22 protein-coding genes and 1 riboswitch are annotated in these 20,910 nt (G+C 47.4%); of the genes, 14 read left to right on the top strand and 8 right to left on the bottom strand.

All coding sequences use genetic code 11. The features are described 5' to 3' along the window. Positions 1–6: 6 nt before the first annotated feature. Positions 7–780 carry a glycosyltransferase family 2 protein gene (locus PKOR_RS08330; protein WP_046310148.1) on the bottom strand — a complete coding sequence of 258 codons (774 nt, stop codon included), beginning with the start codon at positions 778–780 and terminating at the stop codon, positions 7–9. Positions 781–1,070: 290 nt separating this feature from the next. Here PKOR_RS08330 and PKOR_RS08325 point away from each other — a divergent pair, with 290 nt between their 5' ends. After that, complete coding sequence (locus tag PKOR_RS08325) at positions 1,071–4,043, top strand: ligand-binding sensor domain-containing protein (RefSeq protein ID WP_046310147.1); 2,973 nt, start codon at positions 1,071–1,073, stop codon at positions 4,041–4,043. A gap of 29 nt (positions 4,044–4,072) precedes the next feature. Further along, the gene (locus PKOR_RS08320) at positions 4,073–4,819 is read left to right on the top strand and encodes a LytR/AlgR family response regulator transcription factor (protein ID WP_046310146.1); all 747 of its coding nucleotides are present in this window, start codon (positions 4,073–4,075) and stop codon (positions 4,817–4,819) included. Positions 4,820–4,920: 101 nt separating this feature from the next. Here the strand turns inward: PKOR_RS08320 and ahcY are convergent, their stop codons facing one another. The 3 genes from ahcY to PKOR_RS25530 all read right to left on the bottom strand — a co-directional run bounded on the left by ahcY (position 4,921) and on the right by PKOR_RS25530 (position 7,074). Further along, positions 4,921–6,228, bottom strand: coding sequence for an adenosylhomocysteinase (ahcY, locus tag PKOR_RS08315; RefSeq protein ID WP_415837238.1), 1,308 nt, complete (start codon positions 6,226–6,228; stop codon positions 4,921–4,923). A 154-nt stretch (positions 6,229–6,382) separates the two neighbouring features. Continuing rightward, positions 6,383–6,709, bottom strand: a complete 327-nt coding sequence (locus PKOR_RS25535; protein WP_235337503.1) for a DUF4397 domain-containing protein — start codon at positions 6,707–6,709, stop codon at positions 6,383–6,385. Positions 6,710–6,732: 23 nt separating this feature from the next. Beyond that, positions 6,733–7,074 carry a DUF4397 domain-containing protein gene (locus tag PKOR_RS25530; RefSeq protein WP_235337352.1) on the bottom strand — a complete coding sequence of 114 codons (342 nt, stop codon included), beginning with the start codon at positions 7,072–7,074 and terminating at the stop codon, positions 6,733–6,735. Between the two features lie 154 nt (positions 7,075–7,228). Here PKOR_RS25530 and PKOR_RS08305 point away from each other — a divergent pair, with 154 nt between their 5' ends. From PKOR_RS08305 to PKOR_RS08275, 7 genes are all read left to right on the top strand, one after another. Then, the gene (locus PKOR_RS08305; protein ID WP_046310145.1) at positions 7,229–8,416 is read left to right on the top strand and encodes a THUMP-like domain-containing protein; all 1,188 of its coding nucleotides are present in this window, start codon (positions 7,229–7,231) and stop codon (positions 8,414–8,416) included. A gap of 107 nt (positions 8,417–8,523) precedes the next feature. Further along, positions 8,524–8,739 (top strand): hypothetical protein, encoded by a 216-nt coding sequence (locus PKOR_RS08300; RefSeq protein ID WP_046310144.1) that lies wholly within the window; start codon positions 8,524–8,526, stop codon positions 8,737–8,739. A 94-nt stretch (positions 8,740–8,833) separates the two neighbouring features. Next, positions 8,834–9,088, top strand: a complete 255-nt coding sequence (locus tag PKOR_RS08295) for a hypothetical protein (RefSeq protein ID WP_046310143.1) — start codon at positions 8,834–8,836, stop codon at positions 9,086–9,088. A gap of 13 nt (positions 9,089–9,101) precedes the next feature. Further along, positions 9,102–9,290, top strand: a complete 189-nt coding sequence (locus PKOR_RS08290) for a hypothetical protein (protein WP_046310142.1) — start codon at positions 9,102–9,104, stop codon at positions 9,288–9,290. A gap of 139 nt (positions 9,291–9,429) precedes the next feature. Further along, positions 9,430–10,581 carry an alpha/beta hydrolase-fold protein gene (locus PKOR_RS08285; RefSeq protein ID WP_046310141.1) on the top strand — a complete coding sequence of 384 codons (1,152 nt, stop codon included), beginning with the start codon at positions 9,430–9,432 and terminating at the stop codon, positions 10,579–10,581. A 143-nt stretch (positions 10,582–10,724) separates the two neighbouring features. Next, positions 10,725–11,225, top strand: a complete 501-nt coding sequence (locus tag PKOR_RS08280) for a GNAT family N-acetyltransferase (protein WP_052738775.1) — start codon at positions 10,725–10,727, stop codon at positions 11,223–11,225. A gap of 77 nt (positions 11,226–11,302) precedes the next feature. After that, complete coding sequence (locus PKOR_RS08275; protein WP_046310140.1) at positions 11,303–11,731, top strand: DoxX family protein; 429 nt, start codon at positions 11,303–11,305, stop codon at positions 11,729–11,731. A gap of 24 nt (positions 11,732–11,755) precedes the next feature. Here the strand turns inward: PKOR_RS08275 and PKOR_RS08270 are convergent, their stop codons facing one another. Then, complete coding sequence (locus PKOR_RS08270; protein WP_046310139.1) at positions 11,756–12,355, bottom strand: DNA-3-methyladenine glycosylase; 600 nt, start codon at positions 12,353–12,355, stop codon at positions 11,756–11,758. Positions 12,356–12,464: 109 nt separating this feature from the next. Beyond that, positions 12,465–12,672, top strand: a riboswitch (cobalamin riboswitch). Positions 12,673–12,779: 107 nt separating this feature from the next. Here PKOR_RS08270 and PKOR_RS08265 point away from each other — a divergent pair. Both PKOR_RS08265 and PKOR_RS08260 read left to right on the top strand, forming a co-directional pair. Next, positions 12,780–14,696, top strand: a complete 1,917-nt coding sequence (locus tag PKOR_RS08265) for a TonB-dependent receptor plug domain-containing protein (RefSeq protein ID WP_046310138.1) — start codon at positions 12,780–12,782, stop codon at positions 14,694–14,696. A gap of 23 nt (positions 14,697–14,719) precedes the next feature. Next, positions 14,720–15,808: a YncE family protein gene (locus tag PKOR_RS08260; RefSeq protein ID WP_046310137.1), complete on the top strand. Its 1,089-nt coding sequence runs from the start codon at positions 14,720–14,722 to the stop codon at positions 15,806–15,808. A gap of 72 nt (positions 15,809–15,880) precedes the next feature. Here the strand turns inward: PKOR_RS08260 and PKOR_RS08255 are convergent, their stop codons facing one another. Further along, positions 15,881–16,189 (bottom strand): hypothetical protein, encoded by a 309-nt coding sequence (locus PKOR_RS08255; protein WP_046310136.1) that lies wholly within the window; start codon positions 16,187–16,189, stop codon positions 15,881–15,883. 145 nt (positions 16,190–16,334) lie between these two features. Between PKOR_RS08255 and PKOR_RS24725 the strand changes: the two genes are divergently transcribed. Together PKOR_RS24725 and PKOR_RS08250 are read left to right on the top strand one after the other, a co-directional pair. Then, positions 16,335–16,517 carry a hypothetical protein gene (locus tag PKOR_RS24725; RefSeq protein ID WP_148561649.1) on the top strand — a complete coding sequence of 61 codons (183 nt, stop codon included), beginning with the start codon at positions 16,335–16,337 and terminating at the stop codon, positions 16,515–16,517. A gap of 52 nt (positions 16,518–16,569) precedes the next feature. Further along, positions 16,570–16,797: a DUF2798 domain-containing protein gene (locus PKOR_RS08250; RefSeq protein ID WP_046310135.1), complete on the top strand. Its 228-nt coding sequence runs from the start codon at positions 16,570–16,572 to the stop codon at positions 16,795–16,797. A gap of 62 nt (positions 16,798–16,859) precedes the next feature. Here the strand turns inward: PKOR_RS08250 and PKOR_RS08245 are convergent, their stop codons facing one another. Beyond that, on the bottom strand, positions 16,860–17,189 hold the full coding sequence (locus tag PKOR_RS08245; RefSeq protein WP_148561648.1) for a hypothetical protein: 330 nt from the start codon (positions 17,187–17,189) through the stop codon (positions 16,860–16,862). Positions 17,190–17,503: 314 nt separating this feature from the next. Here PKOR_RS08245 and PKOR_RS08240 point away from each other — a divergent pair, with 314 nt between their 5' ends. After that, the gene (locus PKOR_RS08240) at positions 17,504–19,708 is read left to right on the top strand and encodes a B12-binding domain-containing radical SAM protein (protein WP_046314253.1); all 2,205 of its coding nucleotides are present in this window, start codon (positions 17,504–17,506) and stop codon (positions 19,706–19,708) included. A gap of 44 nt (positions 19,709–19,752) precedes the next feature. Here the strand turns inward: PKOR_RS08240 and PKOR_RS08235 are convergent, their stop codons facing one another. Further along, the gene (locus PKOR_RS08235; RefSeq protein ID WP_046310133.1) at positions 19,753–20,673 is read right to left on the bottom strand and encodes a DUF6624 domain-containing protein; all 921 of its coding nucleotides are present in this window, start codon (positions 20,671–20,673) and stop codon (positions 19,753–19,755) included. Positions 20,674–20,910 lie beyond the last annotated feature (237 nt).

Raw genomic sequence — 20,910 nt, 5'->3', positions numbered from 1 at the left:
ATTCTTTTACTTCTGATCTCGCTTCTGCTGCCTGTTGTGCATGTACAGTTTCACGTACTTATAGTATACAGATACAGCAGACGAGACAGAGATAATAAATCCTTCTGGCCCATCCAGAAAGCCCCGCTTTAGAACATAGGCTCTAAAGAAGCGGAACAAAGGCTTTATAATCACCATTGGCAAAAAAACTGTTTTGCCGCCCCTGATCATGGCATTAGACGAGGCATCAGTAAATTTATTGATCTGCCCCAGGTGCTGCGATACAGAGTAGTAAGAATAGTGCAGCAGATCACCCCTCAGGTGCTGTAAGCTGGCTCCCTTATCAAGGATAATCTTGTCGTGAGGATTTTCTCCGCCCCAAACAGCTTTCGTGCGGTCGAACAGACGTACTTTAGTATCAGGGTACCAGCCGGAGTGATGGATCCACTTACCACAGTAGTTAGTAAGGCGGTTCATACTGTAGGCATCAGCCTCCCAGTTATTCTTTGCCGTAAGCACAGCTTGCTCCAGCTCCGGTGTTAAAGTTTCATCTGCATCTAAAGACAGCACATGGTTATAAGTGGCCTGCGTTAGCGCATAGTTCTTCTGCTCGATGTGCCCTCCAAAAGGATGTTCTATAAACCTGGCGCCATAGCCCAGGCATATTTCTTTTGTGCGGTCCTTAGAAAAAGAGTCCACTACCACTATCTCATCTGCTACTCGTTTAACAGACTCTAGGCAGCGGGCAATATTTCGCTCCTCATTATAAGTGATGATAACAACAGAAAGCTTTACAGGCATAACAAGGCAAGTACTTCAGTTAAAGAAGCAAATATCTTAGTTTCCGCTTTAAAGCCGGCCATGTTCCCCCATTTAATTCTGCCAAGGTACTTATCTCTGCTACCCTACCCTTTTACACCAAAAAATATCGCTGTTTACACAGAAGTTCTTTTACATCGCTAATAAAATGCAACCATTTCTGCTATACCTTTTTACCGAGCCTTCGTAAGCAGTTTTATACTTTAGCCGCCTTTGTGTTGTATCTAACAAGGAAATGCTCTATACCAAAGGCTTATGTATAAAGACCGACAATGCACCCTATACGCCTTATCCTTCTTCTGTGCCTGCTTCTGGCTACTGCTGCTGCCTATGCGCAACAGTATAATATCCGTAGCTGGACACTAGAGCAAGGATTGCCACAGTCGCAGGTGATGGCCATAGAGCAGGACCATAGAGGTTACCTCTGGCTAGCTACCCGGGCTGGCCTAAGCCGTTTTGATGGCGTAAGTTTCAAGACATATACTAAGGAGAATGGCCTGTCCAGCCATAATATTTCCACACTTTATGAAGATAGTCGTCGGCGCCTTTGGATTGGTACTACTGATGTTGGACTTTTATTATTCAATGGCTCCTCTTTTAAGAACTATGGGCCACAGAAGGGGATACAAGCGCAATCAGTGTGGAGTATCTCTGAAGATAATTCGGGTAAACTATGGATAGGCACTAACAAAGGAGTATACCACCTTACTGATAGCCTGGCAGCAAAGTATCAGCAACTGCCAGAGGCAAGTTATACCGCCGTTACTCACACACCTACCGGCAGCCTTTGGGCAGGTACTCAAGACAGTGGCATTTATAGAGTTTCTGGTACTCAGGTTCTGCACTACACAACTGAAAACAGTGAGTTGCCTCATAACCATGTTACAGCGCTCACCACCGATAAGAAAGACCGGGTTTGGATCGGCACCGAACAAGGCTTAGCACAGGCAGGTCAAAATTCTTTAGAATTTGTTCAGTTGCCCGGGCAGCTAAACGGCAGCCACATCACCAGCTTTACCCACGACAGCTATGATAACCTCTGGCTAGGCCTGCAGCGCAACGGCCTGCTCAAGTATGACGGCAAAAGTTTTACGCACCTGACACGCCGCAGCGGCCTGCGTACCAGTCGCATTACAGCGCTAGCCACTGACACAGAAGGCAATGTTTGGATAGGAACGAACGGCTATGGTGTGCAGCAGCACAGGGCTCCCTGGTTTTTACACTACTTTGATTTTGGAAGTATTGTAGAGCCTCGGGTTACAGCCGTTGCACAGGATACCAAAGGCAACATATGGTTTGGCACTGATGAGGGGGAGCTTGCGATAATGTATCCCGGCGGCCCGATATGGCAGACTATCCCTTGGCCACGCGGCGCCACTATCTACAACTTTTTACCTGTAGGTGAAGAAATGTGGGCCAGCACAAGCAACGGCATCTGGCGCTTAGGCAGGGATGGCCCTAAACGATACGCTGCGGCACAGGGGCTACCCGCCCCAGATGTATACCAAGGTGCTTTAGGATCTGACGGGCAACTATATTTTGCTACAGCTGGCGGCGTTGTAAGCCTTCAGCAAGGGTCGCTCAAATTACTTTCTTATACTGGTGGAAATCTGATTGCCCGAACTATATTCCGGGACAGCAAAAACAAGCTGTGGGTTGGCTCCGACCAAGGTGTGTTTCAGATAAAGAACAATCAGCTGGTGCAGCCTGTGGAGCTAAAGGGTCTGAACCTAACGGAGGTACGTTCCATCACTGAAGACAATCAGGGCAATTTATTCTTTGCTGCCTTCAACACAGGTTTGCTGGTGCTACAGGGCGAGAAAGCTACCCTTTATACTTCTAAAGAGGGCTTACCAAACGAAGCTATCAAAACCTTGTATGCCGATGAAGCTGATAACCTCTGGATCGCTACCAACCGGGATGTACTTAAAGTAAGGCTCCCGCTGCTTCGCCAACAAGGCAAATTCAGCTACAGGAGCTACACGAGCCCCAGTGGCTTCAGAGGCTTAGAGGTATGTGACAACGCAATGCTGCAGACAGCAGACGGACACATGTGGTTTGGTACAACCAAAGGACTTTCCAGGTACCTGCCTCACCTGGATCGCCAGAACGCGGTTTACCCCGAGATGGTACTCATAGATGTACTGCTCCACTCCAACCCTACCGACTGGCGGGCACTTGGCCACAACCCGGATAGCACCACAGGCTTGCCACAGAACCTGCGGCTTCCACACACGCAAAATCATTTGTCGTTCAATTTTCATGGCATTTGCCTTTCAGATCCGGAGCAGGTAAAGTATAAGTACCGCTTAGTAGGCTACAATGATGCCTGGTCTCAAGAAACAGAGCGTTCTTTTACCACGTACGCCAACCTTTCGCCAGGCACATATACTTTTGAGCTGCTGGCCTGCAACAACGATGGTTTTTGGACACCTCAGCCCCTTACTTACACTTTCTCTATTGTGCCTCCTATTTGGCGACGCGAGTGGTTTATAGGAGTCATACTGCTGCTGATGGCTGGGGCTGTGCTAAGCGTGGTGCGTCTGCGAGAGCGAAGCCTTGTTAAGATGAACTCTCTGCTGGAGTTAAAGGTAGACCACCGTACTCGTTTGCTCGAAAGGCAGAACCGTGAAAAAGAGATTCTGCTGCAGGAGATACACCATCGGGTTAAAAATAACCTGCAGATTGTGATCAGCATGCTAAATCTGCAGGCCCGCCACGTGCAAGATCCTTCTGCACAGGAGGTAATGCAGGCACTACGCAGCAGGGTTCGTTCTATGTCGTTGTTGCACGAGCGCCTTTACCGCCATAACGATTTGGCTCAGATCAACTTAGAAGAGTATTTTCTGGAGATATGCGAGAGCCTTTATGCTTCCTATGGCGTAAGTATGGATAGGGTTGAACTCGAGCTAGATGTACCTTATACCAAGATGGATGTTGACTCGGCTATCACCTTAGGATTAATTGTGAACGAACTGGTATCCAATACCTTAAAATATGCGTTCCCAAGAGGAGAGTGTGGAGTGCTGCGAATTGAACTGGTGCAGCACGATGAGGTGCAGTATACCCTCACCGTGAGTGACAATGGTCATGGCCTTCCCGAAGATTTTTTCGAGAAACAACAGCATGGGCAGTCTTTTGGGCTAAAGCTAGTACAGTCGTTGAGCAGAAAGCTTGACGGTAACATCAGATTCTTTAACAAACATGGCACTAAATCAATATTATATTTTGTTTTGCCACCATAATTATTAATTTCACGTATGAACCTAATGCTATGACAAAACCTAAAATCCTTATATCGGAAGATGAGGTCATCATCGCGGAAGACCTTGCGGCTAGCCTGGAAGAATTAGGTTATGAGACGTGTGCCATAGATACAGGGGAAGACACGATCGACATGATTCGGGAAACTCAACCAGACTTGGTACTGCTCGACATTAACCTGCGTGGCGATGCCGACGGCGTGGATATTGGCTCACGCATCCGCGAAGAGTTCGGCATACCGTTTATCTACCTCACCGCCTACGCTGACCCAGCGACCATTGACCGTGCGAAGAAAACGGAGCCCGACGGTTTTTTGGTAAAGCCTTTTGATGAGAAGAGCCTGCGATCTGCCATTGAGATAGCCCTCTATAAGCACGACAGCAACCACAAAGACACTAAGGTGGGGAATGGAGCCAGTATGGACTCAAAAGACAAGGACGTTGCTACTGACTATATCTTTGTAAAGGTAAAGCACCGCATCATTAAAGTGCACTACAGCAATATTCTGTGGGTGGAGGCTTATGATAACTACTCGTTTATAGTTACCGCCGATCAGAAGTACCTTGTTAGCTCCACGCTAAAAGATATGGAGCAGAAGTTGCCGTCGCAGAACTTTGTACGGGTGCACCGCTCTTATATCGCCAACCTTGATAAAATAGAGGCTTTGGAAGAAAACTCTGTGGTATTCTCTAAAGGTGAGATACCAATTGGAAAGTCTTACAAAAAGGCACTCATGTCTAGATTTAACATTATATGAGGCACGGCTACTAGTTCACTCTCCCATCAGCTACTACTGAAAAGAAAAAGGCCGGTGCTGCTTTACAGCACCGGCCTCTATAGTTTTATGGCTAACAGATATTAGTATCTGTAATATTCCGGCTTAAACGGCCCTTCTACCTCCACGCCGATGTAGCTTGCCTGATCTGGCGTAAGCTCATCCAACTCTACACCAATCTTACCTAGGTGCAGGCGGGCAACTTTCTCATCCAGGTGCTTCGGCAAAGTATAAACCTTGTTCTCGTAAGCATCTGCATTAGTCCAAAGCTCGATCTGGGCCAATGTCTGGTTAGAGAAGGAGTTAGACATAACGAATGATGGGTGGCCAGTAGCACAACCCAGGTTTACCAGGCGTCCTTCTGCCAGCACAATAATGTCTTTGCCCTCAATGTTGTACAGGTCAACCTGTGGCTTGATCACATCTTTCGTGTTGCCATAGTTTTTGTTCAACCAAGCCATATCGATCTCGTTGTCGAAGTGGCCGATGTTACAAACAATAGCTTTATCCTTCATCAGGCGGAACTCACGCTCTGTGATGATGTCTTTGTTACCGGTAGCTGTTACCACGATGTCAGCCTCTTTAACGGCATCTACCATTCTCTTCACAGCGAAACCATCCATAGCAGCCTGCAGGGCGCAAATCGGATCAATCTCAGTAACGATAACACGGGCACCGGCACCACGCAAAGAAGCGGCAGAACCTTTACCTACGTCACCGTAACCAGCTACCACAGCTACCTTACCAGCCATCATTACGTCAGTGGCACGACGGATAGCGTCTACCAAAGACTCTTTACAGCCATACTTGTTGTCGAACTTAGACTTGGTAACAGAGTCGTTTACATTGATGGCAGGCATTGGCAGCGTACCGTTCTTCATACGCTCGTACAGGCGGTGTACACCTGTAGTAGTCTCTTCAGATAGACCTTTGATTCCAGAGGCCAATTCAGGATACTTATCCAGTACCATGTTAGTCAGGTCACCACCATCATCCAGGATCATGTTCAGTGGCTTACGGTCTTCGCCGAAGAACAACGTTTGCTCAATGCACCAGTCAAACTCCTCTGCAGTCATACCTTTCCAGGCGTAAACAGAGATACCGGCAGCAGCAATGGCAGCAGCAGCGTGGTCCTGCGTAGAGAAAATGTTGCAAGAAGACCAGGTAACCTCAGCACCCAGCTCCACCAGTGTTTCGATCAGCACAGCAGTCTGAATAGTCATGTGCAGACAGCCAGCAATGCGGGCACCAGCTAGCGGCTTGCTTGGGCCATACTCCTCACGGATAGCCATCAAACCAGGCATCTCAGCCTCTGCTAGTCTTATCTCCTTGCGGCCCCACTCGGCCAGCGAAATATCCTTTACCTTGTACTTCAGATCTGTATCTATCATATTTATTGCTCTTTCAAATGAAAACACAAAATTACAAAAATTGTTGCGCTTCATCAACATTACTGGGTCTGAAGCAGTTCTACAGCAGTGTAAATAAGAACGGCGCCTGCCAATAAGTAGCAAGCGCCGTAACTATCTGTAGTAAAGGAGGTGCTTAGTTATTCTCTATCACTTCCGCACCAAGCATGTTCATGTTACCTGATGGAGGGCTGAGGAAGCCTCTGGCAAATACAGTATAGATTTTACCAGACTGCAGGTTTAAAGTGGCAGAAACAGCAGCATCGTCAGAGTTAACGGGCTGCACCTCCACAGTGTAACTGCCTGCATCCACAGGAGTAAAAGCTGAGGCCTCTTTAAACTCCATATCAGAAAAAAGAACTGGGCCTCCCTGCACAACCACATCTACATTAGGAGCGTCTGGCGATAAGTGCACAAAGCGAACATGTGCTTTCCCACTGGCAGGAGCTGTCAGGTCATCCATCAGCACCACCGGAGCAATCTCACTCAGATGTCGGCAGCAAAAATAGTGTAGCTCATATCTTCTATCAGATTCACATCGGCATTTATAACCGGACTACCTGTACCGGTACCAGCAGCAGTTACTTTAAAGTTACGGTTACCAGCCTCCACATTCAAGTAACCTATGTTGTCCAGATAATTTAGAGCAGCATTATTCACTTTCGCATCATCTACATAAAGATCTATGCCAGGAGCGTCTGGGGAAGCATGTACTATCATTACATTTGCCTGATCGGTCAGGTCCAGGTCATCATCGTCATCATCGCAGCTTGCCAAAAATACTGTTGGCAGTACAGTTAACAGCATCAGTTTCATCCAGTTCTTCATAGCCTTCCTCATTAAATTAAATATGTTTTGATATTCTATTAAATTGACCTGCTTCAGTTTTGTTTAATTTTTATTTAAAAACGTTAGACAAAACTGAAGCAGGTCACTATCTTATATTGAGTATCTTTGCCAGAAGTATAGAATTAGAGGCACCATGCGGATTTTCACCACCGAAGAACAAGAATTTATACTTGAGCACCAGAAACATGATGTGGCCCAACTAATGCTGCAGGCACAGCGATACCCTAACCTGCCGGTGCAGGAGTTGGTGCTGCAGATAAAAGCCCGGCAAAAGGCGGCACAAAAGCTGCCAACATGGGTAGAGAATCCGCAGGTCGTGTTTCCGGTGGCACTGTCGGTGGAGCAGAGCTCGTCAGAGATAACGGCGGCTTATAAAGCCAGTTTGGTGAAAGGTAAGCAGCTGGTAGATCTAACAGGAGGCTTTGGAGTAGACTGCTTTTATTTTTCCCGCAGCTTTGCGCAGGTGATACACGTGGAACAGAACCAGGAACTACAGGAGATAGCGAAGTATAACTTTGGTCTGTTGGATGCAGAGAACATCACAAGTATAAACACTACTGCCGAAGAGTTTTTAAGCGGCTTTGAAGGAAAGGCTGACATACTGTACCTGGACCCCGCCCGGCGAGGCAACCATGAACAAAAGCTTCACCTGCTGCAGGATTGTGAGCCAGATGTGCTACGTCTCCTGCCCCTGCTCTTCCAAAAGGCCGAGGCTGTACTCTTAAAAACATCGCCTATGCTGGACATAGAGCAGGCATTGCAAGAGCTGGGCCACGTGGAACAAGTATGGGTGGTAGCACTGCAGAACGAGGTGAAGGAAGTACTATACTTGCTAAAGCCGGAAGCTCCTGCTCCTGCTGATGTGCCTCGTACGGCCGTAAACCTGCTGCCTCAGGCTAATCCGCAACTGCTTACTTTTAGCCGTACACAAGAGGAAGCAGCCACACCTGTTTATAATGACCCGCGGGAGTTTATATATGAACCTAATGCTGCCATACTTAAAGCCGGCGCATATCGCTACCTGGGGCAGCACCTGGCTTTGAGCAAGCTGCACCCTAATAGCCACCTCTATACCTCAGTACAGCTATTGCCACACTTCCCGGGCCGAAGCTTTAGGTGCCTGGGCATAAGCCGCTATAATAAGAAAGAACTTCTAAAGCAGCTGCTTGAGAAAAAAGCCAATATAACGGTGCGTAACTTTCCTGAGTCTGTTGCTGACATCCGCAAGAAAACAGGTATAAAAGAGGGTGGCCAAACTTACCTGTTCTTTACCACAGATATGCACCAAAAGCCCATCGTCCTGCTCTGCGAAAAGGCATAACCTCTGCCACCCCCTTACCCTACCTGCTCAACTAGCCTATAGATAACCCGTACAAAGTATAGTATGGCCGCTACACACGGCCGTACTTTGACTTTAACCTATAAGCTATGAAACAAGAAAAAGATAAGAATCAGCAGAAGGATAGATTGCAGCAGGATGTGAATGAAACATCCCGCACCATGAAACCAGGGAAATCGATCAAGAACAGCGCTACTAGTTCCCAAAGCGATGCCACCTCGCCTACCATCAGCGGCACCGGTGGCGGCATTACTAACATCCGCACAGGTAAAGATGTGGAAGAAAACAGTGACCAGAAGTACTAAGAGGCAGCCGCAAAACATGCTAAAGTAACTGACGTACACTGTAGAACGGCCTTACGAAAAGGCCTGATGTTTCACCTAAAAACTTCTATACCAGATGAAAGGAGAAAAGAACAAGAACTTGGAGTTCCATGGCTTTGCAAGCAACCCTGAGAAATCGTTTGAGGCGGGCAAAAAAGGAAACAGGTTGGCTATTGAGAACTCGCTTCGAAATAGCAACAACAATCCAAACAACCCGAACGCCCAGAATCAAACTGCCTCCAAAGTGGGCAACCAGAACAAGCCTACTCAAGGCAAAGGCTGGCAAAGCATTCCTGCTGGCTCTGAGTCCGCTGGTAAAAAAAGCGAATAGTTTAATTTAACCTATGAAAACAATGGAAGATAAAAATAAGAAACAGCAGTCTGACCTGACAGACAAGAGCAACAGCAATAAAAAAGATATTTCAAATAGCCTGGAGCGCGACGTAACCGATACGAAGCTAACCGGCAGACAAACTCCGCAAAACCGCACCGACAACGAGCAGGACCGCGAGAGTAAAAAGTCTAACAGCTAATTTCTGACACCACATAACGCAAAACAGCCGCAGCACTTTATGCTGTGGCTGTTTTGCGTTAAAGAACGCTGGTCATTTTCTTACCTTACTTACTAACTCAACACGTCACAGTCTCCACCTCGTCAGCCTTACTATAACTATGAAGTTCATCCCTCCGCTCCTGCTTTTACTGCTACTGGCACTCACAGCATCGGCACAGGTCCCATCCAGTAAAACAGTAACATTTGTGCTGCACACACCTGGCTTACCCGATACTGCCCAAGTATATATTACCGGCAACGCTCCGGAGCTTGGCAACTGGAATCCTGGAAAGGTGGAGATGGAACGAACCAGCTCTACTAGCTGGCAAAAGGAAATTGTGCTGCGCGAGCCTCTTATGCACCTGGAGTATAAGTATACGCTGGGCAGCTGGGAGCATGAAGCCACTGACAGTACCGGAGCCCCTCTGGGTAACTTTACGGTTAAAGTGGAGAGTAGCCTGCAGGTAAAAAACCAGGTAAAGCATTGGCGGGATGGTAAAGCACCTTCTGCAAAAGGAGGCGTAACAGGCACGGTTAGGTACCATCAAAATTTAGGAACAGGCAACACTATACCTGCCCGCGATTTGGTCGTATGGCTACCGCCAAATTATGACCAGGACCCTCGAAAACGCTACCCTGTACTTTACATGCATGACGGGCAAAACCTTTTCGACCCTGGCACCAGCTCTTTTGGAGTAGACTGGCGCATTGATGAAACAGCCGATAGCCTGATACGAGCAGGCGCGATAGAGCCAATCATTATTGTCGGCATCAACAATAACGAAGATCGCATGCAGGAGTATACTCCTGGCGATAAAGGCTCAGCATACATGGATTTTGTAGTCAATACTGTAAAGCCTTTCGTAGATAGCACATACCGCACAAAGCCTGACCGCAAGTACACTGCTACGGGCGGTTCTTCGGCAGGAGGTACCATAGCTTTCATGCTGGCCTGGGAGCATCCGGAAGTCTTCTCTAGAGCCATTTGCATGTCGCCTGCCTTTAAAATTCAGCAAATAGACTATGTAGATGACGTACTTGCTTATAAAGGCAAAAAGAAAGACCTGTACTTCTACATCGACAATGGTGGGATTGAGCTGGAGGAACAATTGCAGCTAGGTATAGATAACATGCTGCGGGCTCTGCAAAAGAAAGGCTACCGGGATAGCAAAAACTATACTTGGGTAAAGGACCCACAGGCAAAGCATTTTGAAGCTGCCTGGGGTAAGCGAATACCACAGGCTTTAAAGGTTCTTTTCCCGGCTAAGTAGCTTTTAATACTACCTCTTACATGTTCTAAAAAATATCAATAGGCTAACATACACCTCTTTGCCTAGCAGGCTTTTATAATTATATTGCTTTTTCTTTCTGGTTGTAAAATACCCGTAAAACATAAGCTAAAGAAGCTAAGGCGATGTTTACAATAAAGAACCTGCACGAAGCACCTGAACACTTCAACACTGTAGCCAACTGGATATACCAGCAGTGGTGGCAAAAGCCGGGCAACACCATAGAGGTGGTGAAGGCTCCTTTGCGTGAGCACCTACAATCTGGAACGTTTCCGGTTACACTAGTGGCTTTATCAGGAGATAAACCAGCAGGTTCGGTATTGCTGATAGAGGACGACGGTGTGGAGGCACTCCCGGAACTGAAGCCTTGGCTAGCCGCACTCTATGTAGCACCTGAGTACCGTATGCAGGGGGTTGGCAAGTTACTGGTCCAGGCCTTAGAGCAGCACGCTCAGCAGATTGGTTTTTCTGATTTATACCTGGTAGCCACCGACAGAGTAAGCTTCTACTATGACCTGGGCTGGCGCGTATATACTAAGCTAGTAGGCAACACAGGCGTTACCATTATGCATAAGCATATCGGCACTACTTCAAGCACTCCACATGTGAGCACGCATCATCTATAGATTTTCGTAATCCTTAGTGCCGTTATAGCTTTTAACAATTCTCTGTACTTTGCGGCTTAGAACCATCAAGCAAATCAATGCTTCAGAAGATCACCCAAACCGACAACTCCAGAACAACCATCTTGATCCGGCTTATAGTAGGTGTCGTGTTTTTATCGGAGGGCATTCAAAAGCTTTTATTTCCTGCAACACGAGGCGCAGGACGCTTTGAGAGAATTGGCCTTCCCTCGCCTGATTTTTTGGGTGCCTTCGTGGGCTCTTTTGAATTTATCTGCGGCACACTGGTTTTACTCGGGTTGTTTACGCGCCTGGCAAGCATGCCTCTCATCATAATCATGCTCACGGCCCTGGCTACTACTAAGCTGGAGATCTTAACTAACGATGGCGTTTGGGAAATGCTACATGCCAGCCGGACAGACTGGTCGATGTTGTTGGGAAGTACATTCCTGCTGATTAGAGGTGGAGGTTATTGGTCAGTTGACAATAAGTTGAGTGCGAAGAATTAGAAAGCTGTTTATCCCAGCTCAAAGTTATCTTTTTTTGCTTACCCACTTGCTCCCTTTCAGCCAAAACCGCCAAGGCAGCAGCGCATCTTCACCGGCATAGTCTATGCCAATGCGTGGTCCAATGGCTATATCCTCGGCCGGCACAGTAACACCTTTATCCTCCAGCCAAATTGTGTTACCAGTCAGGTCGGCACCATAAAGCTTTTTATCTATGCCTAGAGCAATGCTAAGCACCCCAGGCCCGGCTGTAAGGTTAGGTTTTGCACTTGCCATGCCCCGCCGCAGCAGCATCTCCTCTACCCCTACCTCTGGTTCTATGGCACGCACCAATACGGCATCTGCTTTATTTTTCTCGTTGGTGATGATATTAAACAAGTGGTAAATGCCATACACCAGGTATACATAAGCGACTCCTCCCTCATGATACATGATTTCTGTGCGGGAGGTACGACGGTTCAGGTGGGCATGGCAAGCTCTGTCATTTTCCCCGGCATAAGCCTCTGTTTCCACAATCATTCCTCCTGTAAGTATGCCATCGACGCAGGTGTAGACATACTTGCCCAATAACTCCTGTGCCACTTGCACTACATTAGGTCGGGTATAAAAAGGTTTAGTCAGTTTCAATGTTCTGCTCTTGTCAATTTGTGCTTGGAGTTACGCACCAGAGCAGGTTCGGTTGAAGGCCCCAGTAATATGTTCTGAACAGGATTAACCAACATTGCATAAATGTTCCTACCTTTGCACCCAGATTGGTGGCCATAACTACTGCCGTGGTTGTAGCCTTAAAAGGGAAGCAGGTGTAACTCCTGCGCTGTTCCCGCAACTGTCATCTTCACCAAAAAGGTTAGCCTATACCCTACGGCCACTGTGCAGCACACGCTGCGTGGGAAGGCGGGCTAACTGAAGAGAGCCAGGAGACCTGCCAGTCCGACACTGATTTGTCGTATGCTTTCGGGTAAAAAGCTGCACGGCCACCGCTATAATAATTGCGCTTGCTGTTACCGCCTTTGTACCTGTTGCATGCTTCGGGATGTAAGCAGTATGTATTTTGACTAAATTCTCTCTTCTGAAAATATGGCTTTGCGCCTGCCTGGGCGGTGTTACTACTGTGGCTATGGCACAGCAGGATACTACTTGGCACCAGCTGCGTACGGTAGAGGTTTTTGGCAAACCCGCCGAAGTATATGCTGCCGGCAGTCGTGTAGTACAGGTAGACAGTTCCTTCCTGAGCACCTATAGTTCTGGTTCACTTGCCGAAGCGCTGCAGGCACGCTCTCCCATTTACTTCAAGAGCTACGGTGTAAGCGGCATTTCATCAGTAGCGTTTCGGGGCACCAATGCTTCACAAACGGCTGTACTTTGGAATGGGCTTAACATTGCTCCGGCTACCTTAGGCCAGATAGACTTTTCAACTATTCCTTTAAGCGGAGTTGGTGAGGTGGCAGTACAGCATGGTTCTGCTGCAGCTAACTATGGCAGTGGTGCTATTGGCGGAGCAGTGTTGCTGAACTCCCCTAACTTTAGCACAGAAGGCTTTGGAGGCGATGTGAAATTAGAAGCAGGAAGCTTTGGCCGCTATTTTGGCAGCGGCAGCGTAGGCTACACGGCGAAAAAGTTTTCCTATGGATTAAGCGCTTATGGTAGCCTAGCCAAGAACAACTTTAAATACAGAAATCTCAGCCGCTTTGGTACGCCGGAAGTGCGCCAGGAAAATGCACAGATGGAGCAGCACGGCTTTACCCAAGACCTAAGCTGGCACTTGTCACCGGGAACGGAGGTGGCTGTACATAGCTGGTATACTTTTTCGGACCGAGACCTCCAACCTGCTATGGGTTCTGCCTATGCCAATGCACAGCAGCAAGACAAAAGTCTCCGCCTGATGACAGAGCTCAAGCACCAGAGCCAGCTAGGCCAGACAGACGTAAAGGTTGCCTACTTTAACGACTACCTACACTATACCGACATCAGCTCCAATTCAGAGTCGAATGTAGACACTTATCAGCTACAGGCTGAGCAAACATATACCTACGGCGAACGCTGGAGCCTCAGGGGCGGTTTAAACCTGCAGCATTTTGTAGCATCGAACGATGGCTACGCTGGGCAGCAAGATGAAAACCGCGCCTCCCTGTTTGCACTGTTCCGCTACGACCCTGTACAACCACTCCAACTTACCTTAAACCTGCGCCAGGCATTGGTAGAAGGATACAACCCTCCTCTTACACCAGCACTGGGCTTTAACTGGAAGTTCTTTAACAGCCACCAGCACCAGGTATCGCTAAAGGGCAATGTAAGTGGCAGCTACCGCGTGCCAACACTTAACGACCGCTTCTGGGTAGGAGCAGGCAATCCTAATCTGCATCCGGAGCAAGGGTGGAACTACGAGCTGGGTCTGCGTCACGTGCTGGTGCAAGAAAACAACCTGCTGCTAGAAACAGAAGCGGCAGGTTACTATATGCTTATTGATGATTGGATACAGTGGGCTCCGAACAGTACCGGCGTCTGGCGCCCAACCAACTTACAGAAGGTAGAAAGCAAAGGCTTGGAGTTTAGCACCACCGCTACTGCTACTTTCTCAGAACTAAAGCTGCGTAGCTCTGCTGGCTATACCTATACTTCGTCGGTGCAGGCTGAAGTGTATGAAGGCAGTGGCGACAAAGGAAAGCAGCTAATGTATGTACCGCAGCACAAGGCTTTATTCTCCACAAAAGCTACTTACAGAAAGTGGAGCCTGATCGGCAACGTTAACTATACCGGCTTGCGCTACACTACCAATTCTGAAACCAGCAGCCTCAACAGTTTCACGCTCCTGCACCTGGCACTAAGCCGAAGACTACAGCTAGGGCAAAACACCCTGCATTTTACGTTACGTTCCGACAACGTAACAAACGCCGAATACCAGACGATGGCTTACCGGGCTATGCCTCCACGCGGTTATACTTTCAGTTTACGATTTATCATACCCTAACTATAATTCTTACTTAAACCATAATGAGAAAACTCAACTACTTCCGCAGCTTTTTTCTAGCTGCCACACTAGCCATCACCTCTCTTGGCTTTACCAGTTGCGACGACAACAATGACGGTCCAAGCGGCGCTTACTCCGAAGATGGTGTATTTATAGTGAACGAAGGTAACTTTGGTACTCCTAACGGCTCTATTTCCTACTACAATAGTAACTCAAATGAGGTACAGAATGGAATTTTCAGCACAGTAAACGAGAATCGCCCACTTGGTGATGTAGCCCAGAACATGGTTGTCCACGGCGACCGAGCCTTTATTGTAGTAAACAACAGCAATAAAATCGAGGTTGTTAATGCCGCCACCTTCAAGTCTGAAGGCGTGGTAGAAGGCCTGAGTGCTCCACGTTACTTTGTGGCACTTAACAATGACAAAGGATACGTAACTGAGTGGCTTCCTGCTAATGCAGATTGGAGCTACAACAAAGGCCGTGTTTCGGTTATCGACCTGAAGTCATACTCTGTTGTGAAAACAATAGAGGTGGATGTGCAACCAGAGCAGCTTCTAATAGCCAATGGCAAGCTGTACGTTACCAACCAGGGCAGCGACAAAGTTACTGTTATCAATACTGCCAATGATGCAGTTGAAAGCAGCATTACAGTAACTTATGGCCCTAACAGCCTTGCTCTCGACAGAAACAATACCCTGTGGGTGCTTAGCTCTGGCAATAAAGACTGGAACTTACCTCAGTCGGAGCACACTGCTGGTGCTCTTTCAAAGATAAATGTGTCTAACAATACTGTTAGCAGCACCATAATATTCCCTAATGTTACAGCATCGGCTGGTAAGCTGGTTACCAACGGCAGCAAAGATAAGCTATACTTTATCTACAACGGAGGAGTGCATCAGCAAGATATCAGCGCTACCACTCTTAATGAAACACCACTTATCGACCGCAGCTTCTACGGCTTAGGTGTGGATCCTGATAACGGCAACATTTACGGTGGAGACGAAAACAACTGGTCTGGCGACGGCACTGTGTATGTTTACAATTCAAACGGCACACAAATCACCACCTTTAAAGTAGGTGTAGGCCCGAACGGCTTTGTTTTTAATTAAGCATAATGCTTATCAAAAACAGAAAGCCTGCCCTATTTAAGGGCAGGCTTTCTGTTTTATAATGTTTATACTTCATTGATTATTCTCTCCTCTATCCGCAGCATCTTTCTTGCCGTCGCCAGCATGTACGGCACTGCCTTTCCTGTTATCATCATGCTTTTCATGATCTGCGTGATCGTAGTGCTGCTCCATGCTATCGCGCTCAGCCTGCACCTGGTCGTCCTCATCCTGGTTTACCATACTTCCTGGCCTCTTTATGTCGCCACGCTCTGTATCTGTGTCTCCTGGATCTGTTCCTGTATTACAAGCAGCTATACTAAAAGTAGCCATTACAGTAGCTACCATTGCAAACAGTGTAGATCTTAATTTGCTTTTATTCATCTTATATAAAATTTCCTGTTAAACATTATAGCTGACGACAGGCAGACCCGACGCAGCATACTAAATGTACGGCATGGCTTAGTTTATAGTTGAAATGTGCACCAGAAGGTATTTATACCCGTACATCAGCATAAACCAGAATTTGTTGCATACCATGGAAGAAAATAAAGCAAAACAGCCACCTAAAGAGACCACAAAAGACGACTCTTCGGACGTAGAAAAAGTAAGGCAAGACAAGCAAATACCGCCGCCGGAGCCAGAGAGTGACACGCGGACGCAATCGTCCGAGGCTCAGGAAGAAAGTGAGGCAGAAAAAGGCCACTCCTGATTTTTATATGTTCCCGCAGGCACTCTATATTTGGAGTGTAAGTAAGTAATATATGCCTAGACCAATTTTAAAACCGCAGCTCCGCAAAAAGCTGCTGCTTATTGCCCTCATTTGCTTTTTGTTGGCTTCGGCGTTAGAGCTCTATACTTTCGGCCTCCACTCTGACTTTCCGCTCCGGTTACTGCGCACTTTCTTTGTGATTTTTGTGATGGTTACCCTCACTATACAGGTTATTGTGCCTGGTGTGAACAAGGGCGTTGATCGTGTAATAAGAAGATAACAAACAGCTAATAATAAGAAAAGCCTGCGTTTAAAAGCGCAGGCTTTAGTTTTTAAAGGGTATTAACTAGCTGGTTGGGGTTTCTTTCTAAAGTATATGGCCGTGACACGCTTTGCAGGGTCGTGCCCCAAAAAAAGTATGGGCCTGTTATCTGTACTGAAGGTATGTAACAGTCCTTCCCAGTCCTCCTCTTCTTCCATCAGGCGTCCTGCCTCAGCTGCCTCTAAAGCATGCTCTAAGCAGCAGCTGGTATTTAAAAGCTGATTTGTTTCTGAAGTATCTGTTGTCGTGTTAGACGTAACAACAGCAGTACTAACTTTGTCTGTGTAGTCTTCCTTCTGCCAATCCATCGCAAGCACTGCTAGTATGAGCAGTAGCGTGGTCAGTATCATTTGTAAGTTTTTCTGGGCGTTCATGGTAGAGGGATTTGTTATAGTGGCATAGTAAGCTAAACTCCTCAGCATCAATTTTCTTTCTTGAAGCAAACTTAAAAACAAGATTCTCCAATTACAAATAATTCCAATTAAATATTGTTAAAATATTATACCAGTTAAATATACCAAGTCAGTTGATTTTGAGACCTTAACATGAACCGGAACACGGCACAGGCTGTTGCATAAGGGCGCTCTGAAAGTCTGCGCCGGAATCTGTACTTTTGTGCGCTGGCATTGCTGCCGCATACTTATACTTTAAGCTGATTTATATTTTGGAGAAGCCAACCATACTGCTCATTACGCCGCCGCTTACACAACTAAACACGCCATATCCTGCCACTGCTTATCTGAAAGGGTTTCTGACTGGCCGTGGTTATAGCGTCACGCAAGCCGATATCGGCATTGAGCTGGTACTGCGTATGTTCTCTCGCAAAGGGCTTAAGCGTATATTCGAAGCGGTGGAGCAGGGCGATTATGAGCTCTCTGATAATAGCCTACGTATACTTCGCCTGAAGCGGGATTACCTAGAAACTATAGAGCCGGTTATCCGATTTCTGCAGAATAAAGACCATACACTGGCGCAGCAGATAAGCTACAGCCGATTTTTACCCGAGGCCTCCCGCTTCGACCAGGTGGAGGATATTGATTGGGCCTTCGGAAGTCTGGGTATAACCGACAGGGCCCGCTACCTGGCTACGCTATACTTGGAGGACCTTGGTGATTTGATAAAGGAGACTATCTCGCCATACTTTGCTTTCAGCCGCTATGCTGAGAAGCTGGCTATGTCTGCCACCTCTTTCGACACACTGGAGGAGGCCTTGCAGGAGTCTCCAAGCCTTGTAGACCTTATGTTACTGGAGCTGCTGGAGGAGCGCCTGCAACAGGTACAGCCTGATGTAGTTGGCTTTTCTATACCTTTTCCGGGTAACCTTTTCGGCGGGCTGCGCATGGCTCAATATATCAAAGAAAAATATCCGCACATAAAAATAGCCATAGGTGGTGGCTATCCTAATACTGAACTGCGCAGCCTGCGAGAGCCACGCCTGTTTAAGTACATAGACTTTGTTACGCTGGATGACGGCGAAGGCCCTTGGCTGAAACTGCTGGAGTACCTGCAGGGAGAGCGGCAAATAGATTTTCTGCAGCGAACCTTCTTACTACAAAACGGCAAGGTCGAGTACATTAATGGCTGCCTTGATAAGGATATACCACATACAGAGGTCGGCACCCCAGATTACAGCGACCTTCACTTACAGGATTACCTTTCGGTGATTGACGTGATAAACCCAATGCACCGCCTCTGGAGCGACGGCCGCTGGAATAAACTTACCATTGCCCATGGCTGTTACTGGAAGCGCTGCTCCTTCTGCGATATTACGCTGGACTATATAAACCGCTACGATGTGGCACCGGCTACTTTGCTTGTAGACCGCATTGAGCAAATTATTGAGCAAACCGGGCAAACAGGCTTCCACTTTGTGGATGAGGCTGCTCCTCCTGCCCCGCTCCGCGACATGGCTATTGAGCTAATCCGCCGTGGTGTGAAAATCAGTTGGTGGGGGAATATCCGTTTCGAAAAGACTTTTACGCCTGACCTTTGCCGCCTGCTGGCTGCCTCGGGTTGTATTGCCGTGTCGGGTGGCTTGGAAGTGGCCTCGGACCGCCTGCTGGAGCTGATGGCAAAAGGTGTAAGTATAGCTCAGGTAGCCCGCGTTACCGATGCCTTTACCCAAGCTGGAATTATGGTGCACGCTTACCTCATGTATGGCTTCCCGACACAAACTGCACAGGAAACAATAGATTCGCTGGACGTAGTGCGTCAGTTGTTTGTCAACAACGTGATTCAATCTGGCTACTGGCATCGCTTTAGTATGACGGCGCATAGCCCGGTTGGCAAGAACCCAGAGAAATATGGCGTAGTAAAAGTTGGCCCCGAGGAAGGAGACTTTGCTAATAACGACCTGTGGCACGAGGATCCTAAAGGCACTGACCACAGCATCTTTGGCGAAGGCTTAGCCAAAGCACTTTACAATTACATGCACGGCATAGGTTTGGACGAGCCCCTTTCGTTTTGGTTTGACTTTAAAGTGCCATGCACTACACAGTCACCTAACCTGATAGCAGAGGCCATAGCCACTCCTCAGCGTCCGGACAATACGCGCCTGAATGCACGTGTACTTTGGTTAGGCAACCTACCAGATATCGACCTGACTATGTATGCAAAAAAAGGACAGACCATTGAGCGTTGCCTGCTCACTTTTTATGAAAAGGGTGAGGATTTCCAGGTAAAAACAACGGCGTGTATTGGGCAATGGCTATTTGAAGTACTGCAGAAAATTACGCCAGATAACCAGGAGGCTGTTACGCTAAAGCAATTGGAAGAAAGTTATCCTACAGATGCACACCTTAACTTCGCAGAGTTCTTAAGCTCTCCGAGCTGGTTTGAGCTACGGGAAAGAGGCTTGCTGCTGCTATAAAGTATAAACCCGAAGCTGATCAGCTTCGGGTTTATACTTTTAGGCTAGTTAGCAGGTCCTGCCTGTGGTACTTTATAGTCTAAGCCAAACCTTTTCATATACTCTTCGAGCGGCTCCAGCCCCATTTCTGCACGACGCTTATTTACATTAGCTTCGTCTTCTATCGTGTGGAGTTCATACTGCTCGGTATCGTTGTTCATGCGCAATTGGCTACCATAGAGTTGTGGCTGGCCGTTATTCATCCGCACCCGATCTTCCATCAGTGCCACCTGACTTTTAGCTGCTTCTCCTTTTTCGGCTGCCGCCTTTAGCATGGGCAGGTATTTCTCCATTGTCTGTTTATCTGAATGCTGGATCACCAGAAACACAGCTGAGCTAGCTTGTGGACCTACTAAACTTATACCGGGCCAACCATGCTCTTCCAGTACAGCCACTACCGCTTTCTTGTTAATGTCATCTGTCTCTGACATTTCTTTCCAAAGCGCCTGCATTTCCGGAGAGTTTGGCCCATGTTCTTGCTGCACTGTGCTGATTTTCCTTCTCACTTCCTGATCTGTTTGGTAGATTTTCTCCAGCTGGGCCTTAAGCGGCTTATTATAATTTGCCTCCAAGGCGGCTACCTTTTTCTCCAAGTTCTGCACGAGTGTTTTCCAACGGTTATCGCCGTGCAGGCTGTTAAGGTCAGTATCCTGTTTCAGGTGGCTTAGATTAATATAGCCTCTATCTACAGCCAATTGCAGGTTAGCGATAGCTTTGTCCTTATTCCCGGCTAAGGCCCAGGAGCAGGCAGCATTATAGTAATCTGTAGTGCTGCCTGCTCCCTTTGCAAAGGCTTTCTCGTACAGCTCTCCGGAAGCTTTATACTCTTTGGCGTCATACTTAGCACTAGCCTCGCCTATACTTTGCGCCAGTGCAGTAGCTGCCATACTGGCTATTAAGAGCACAATCAGAAACGTTCTTTTCATAGCATTTTCCTATTGATGTATAGGAAGGTACAAAGCTGAGGCATCAAAAACTAATCTTTTAGTTAATTCTTTTATTCGCCTTCGATATTTTTTCTCAGGCCATGCAACCCTTGTCGTTGTTTAGGCATCTTGTTATTGGAAGCCGGTAGAAAAGCTACCAGCTTTCAGACTACTACCACTACTATCTACTACTAAATAAAACTATGGAAAGACCTGGCCCCGCTCCTGTTTCGCTCT

Origin of the sequence: Pontibacter korlensis (assembly GCF_000973725.1) — a bacterium.
Taxonomy (GTDB): domain Bacteria; phylum Bacteroidota; class Bacteroidia; order Cytophagales; family Hymenobacteraceae; genus Pontibacter; species Pontibacter korlensis.
Note: the sequence above shows the minus strand (reverse complement) of the source record. Positions and strands in the feature narration are given on the sequence as shown.

Excerpts from the sequence above, each read along its gene's own strand:
- PKOR_RS08255 (WP_046310136.1), bottom strand. The coding sequence starts at position 16,189 with ATGAATAAAAGCAAATTAAGATCTACACTGTTTGCAATGGTAGCTACT.
- PKOR_RS08285 (WP_046310141.1), top strand. The coding sequence starts at position 9,430 with ATGAAGTTCATCCCTCCGCTCCTGCTTTTACTGCTACTGGCACTCACA.
- PKOR_RS08275 (WP_046310140.1), top strand. The coding sequence starts at position 11,303 with ATGCTTCAGAAGATCACCCAAACCGACAACTCCAGAACAACCATCTTG.
- PKOR_RS25530 (WP_235337352.1), bottom strand. The coding sequence starts at position 7,074 with ATGAAGAACTGGATGAAACTGATGCTGTTAACTGTACTGCCAACAGTA.
- PKOR_RS08295 (WP_046310143.1), top strand. The coding sequence starts at position 8,834 with ATGAAAGGAGAAAAGAACAAGAACTTGGAGTTCCATGGCTTTGCAAGC.
- PKOR_RS08320 (WP_046310146.1), top strand. The coding sequence starts at position 4,073 with ATGACAAAACCTAAAATCCTTATATCGGAAGATGAGGTCATCATCGCG.
- PKOR_RS08325 (WP_046310147.1), top strand. The coding sequence starts at position 1,071 with ATGCACCCTATACGCCTTATCCTTCTTCTGTGCCTGCTTCTGGCTACT.
- PKOR_RS08260 (WP_046310137.1), top strand. The coding sequence starts at position 14,720 with ATGAGAAAACTCAACTACTTCCGCAGCTTTTTTCTAGCTGCCACACTA.
- PKOR_RS08305 (WP_046310145.1), top strand. The coding sequence starts at position 7,229 with ATGCGGATTTTCACCACCGAAGAACAAGAATTTATACTTGAGCACCAG.
- PKOR_RS08235 (WP_046310133.1), bottom strand. The coding sequence starts at position 20,673 with ATGAAAAGAACGTTTCTGATTGTGCTCTTAATAGCCAGTATGGCAGCT.
- PKOR_RS08300 (WP_046310144.1), top strand. The coding sequence starts at position 8,524 with ATGAAACAAGAAAAAGATAAGAATCAGCAGAAGGATAGATTGCAGCAG.
- PKOR_RS08245 (WP_148561648.1), bottom strand. The coding sequence starts at position 17,189 with ATGATACTGACCACGCTACTGCTCATACTAGCAGTGCTTGCGATGGAT.
- ahcY (WP_415837238.1), bottom strand. The coding sequence starts at position 6,228 with ATGATAGATACAGATCTGAAGTACAAGGTAAAGGATATTTCGCTGGCC.
- PKOR_RS08280 (WP_052738775.1), top strand. The coding sequence starts at position 10,725 with ATGTTTACAATAAAGAACCTGCACGAAGCACCTGAACACTTCAACACT.
- PKOR_RS08250 (WP_046310135.1), top strand. The coding sequence starts at position 16,570 with ATGCCTAGACCAATTTTAAAACCGCAGCTCCGCAAAAAGCTGCTGCTT.
- PKOR_RS25535 (WP_235337503.1), bottom strand. The coding sequence starts at position 6,709 with ATGGATGACCTGACAGCTCCTGCCAGTGGGAAAGCACATGTTCGCTTT.
- PKOR_RS08290 (WP_046310142.1), top strand. The coding sequence starts at position 9,102 with ATGAAAACAATGGAAGATAAAAATAAGAAACAGCAGTCTGACCTGACA.
- PKOR_RS08330 (WP_046310148.1), bottom strand. The coding sequence starts at position 780 with ATGCCTGTAAAGCTTTCTGTTGTTATCATCACTTATAATGAGGAGCGA.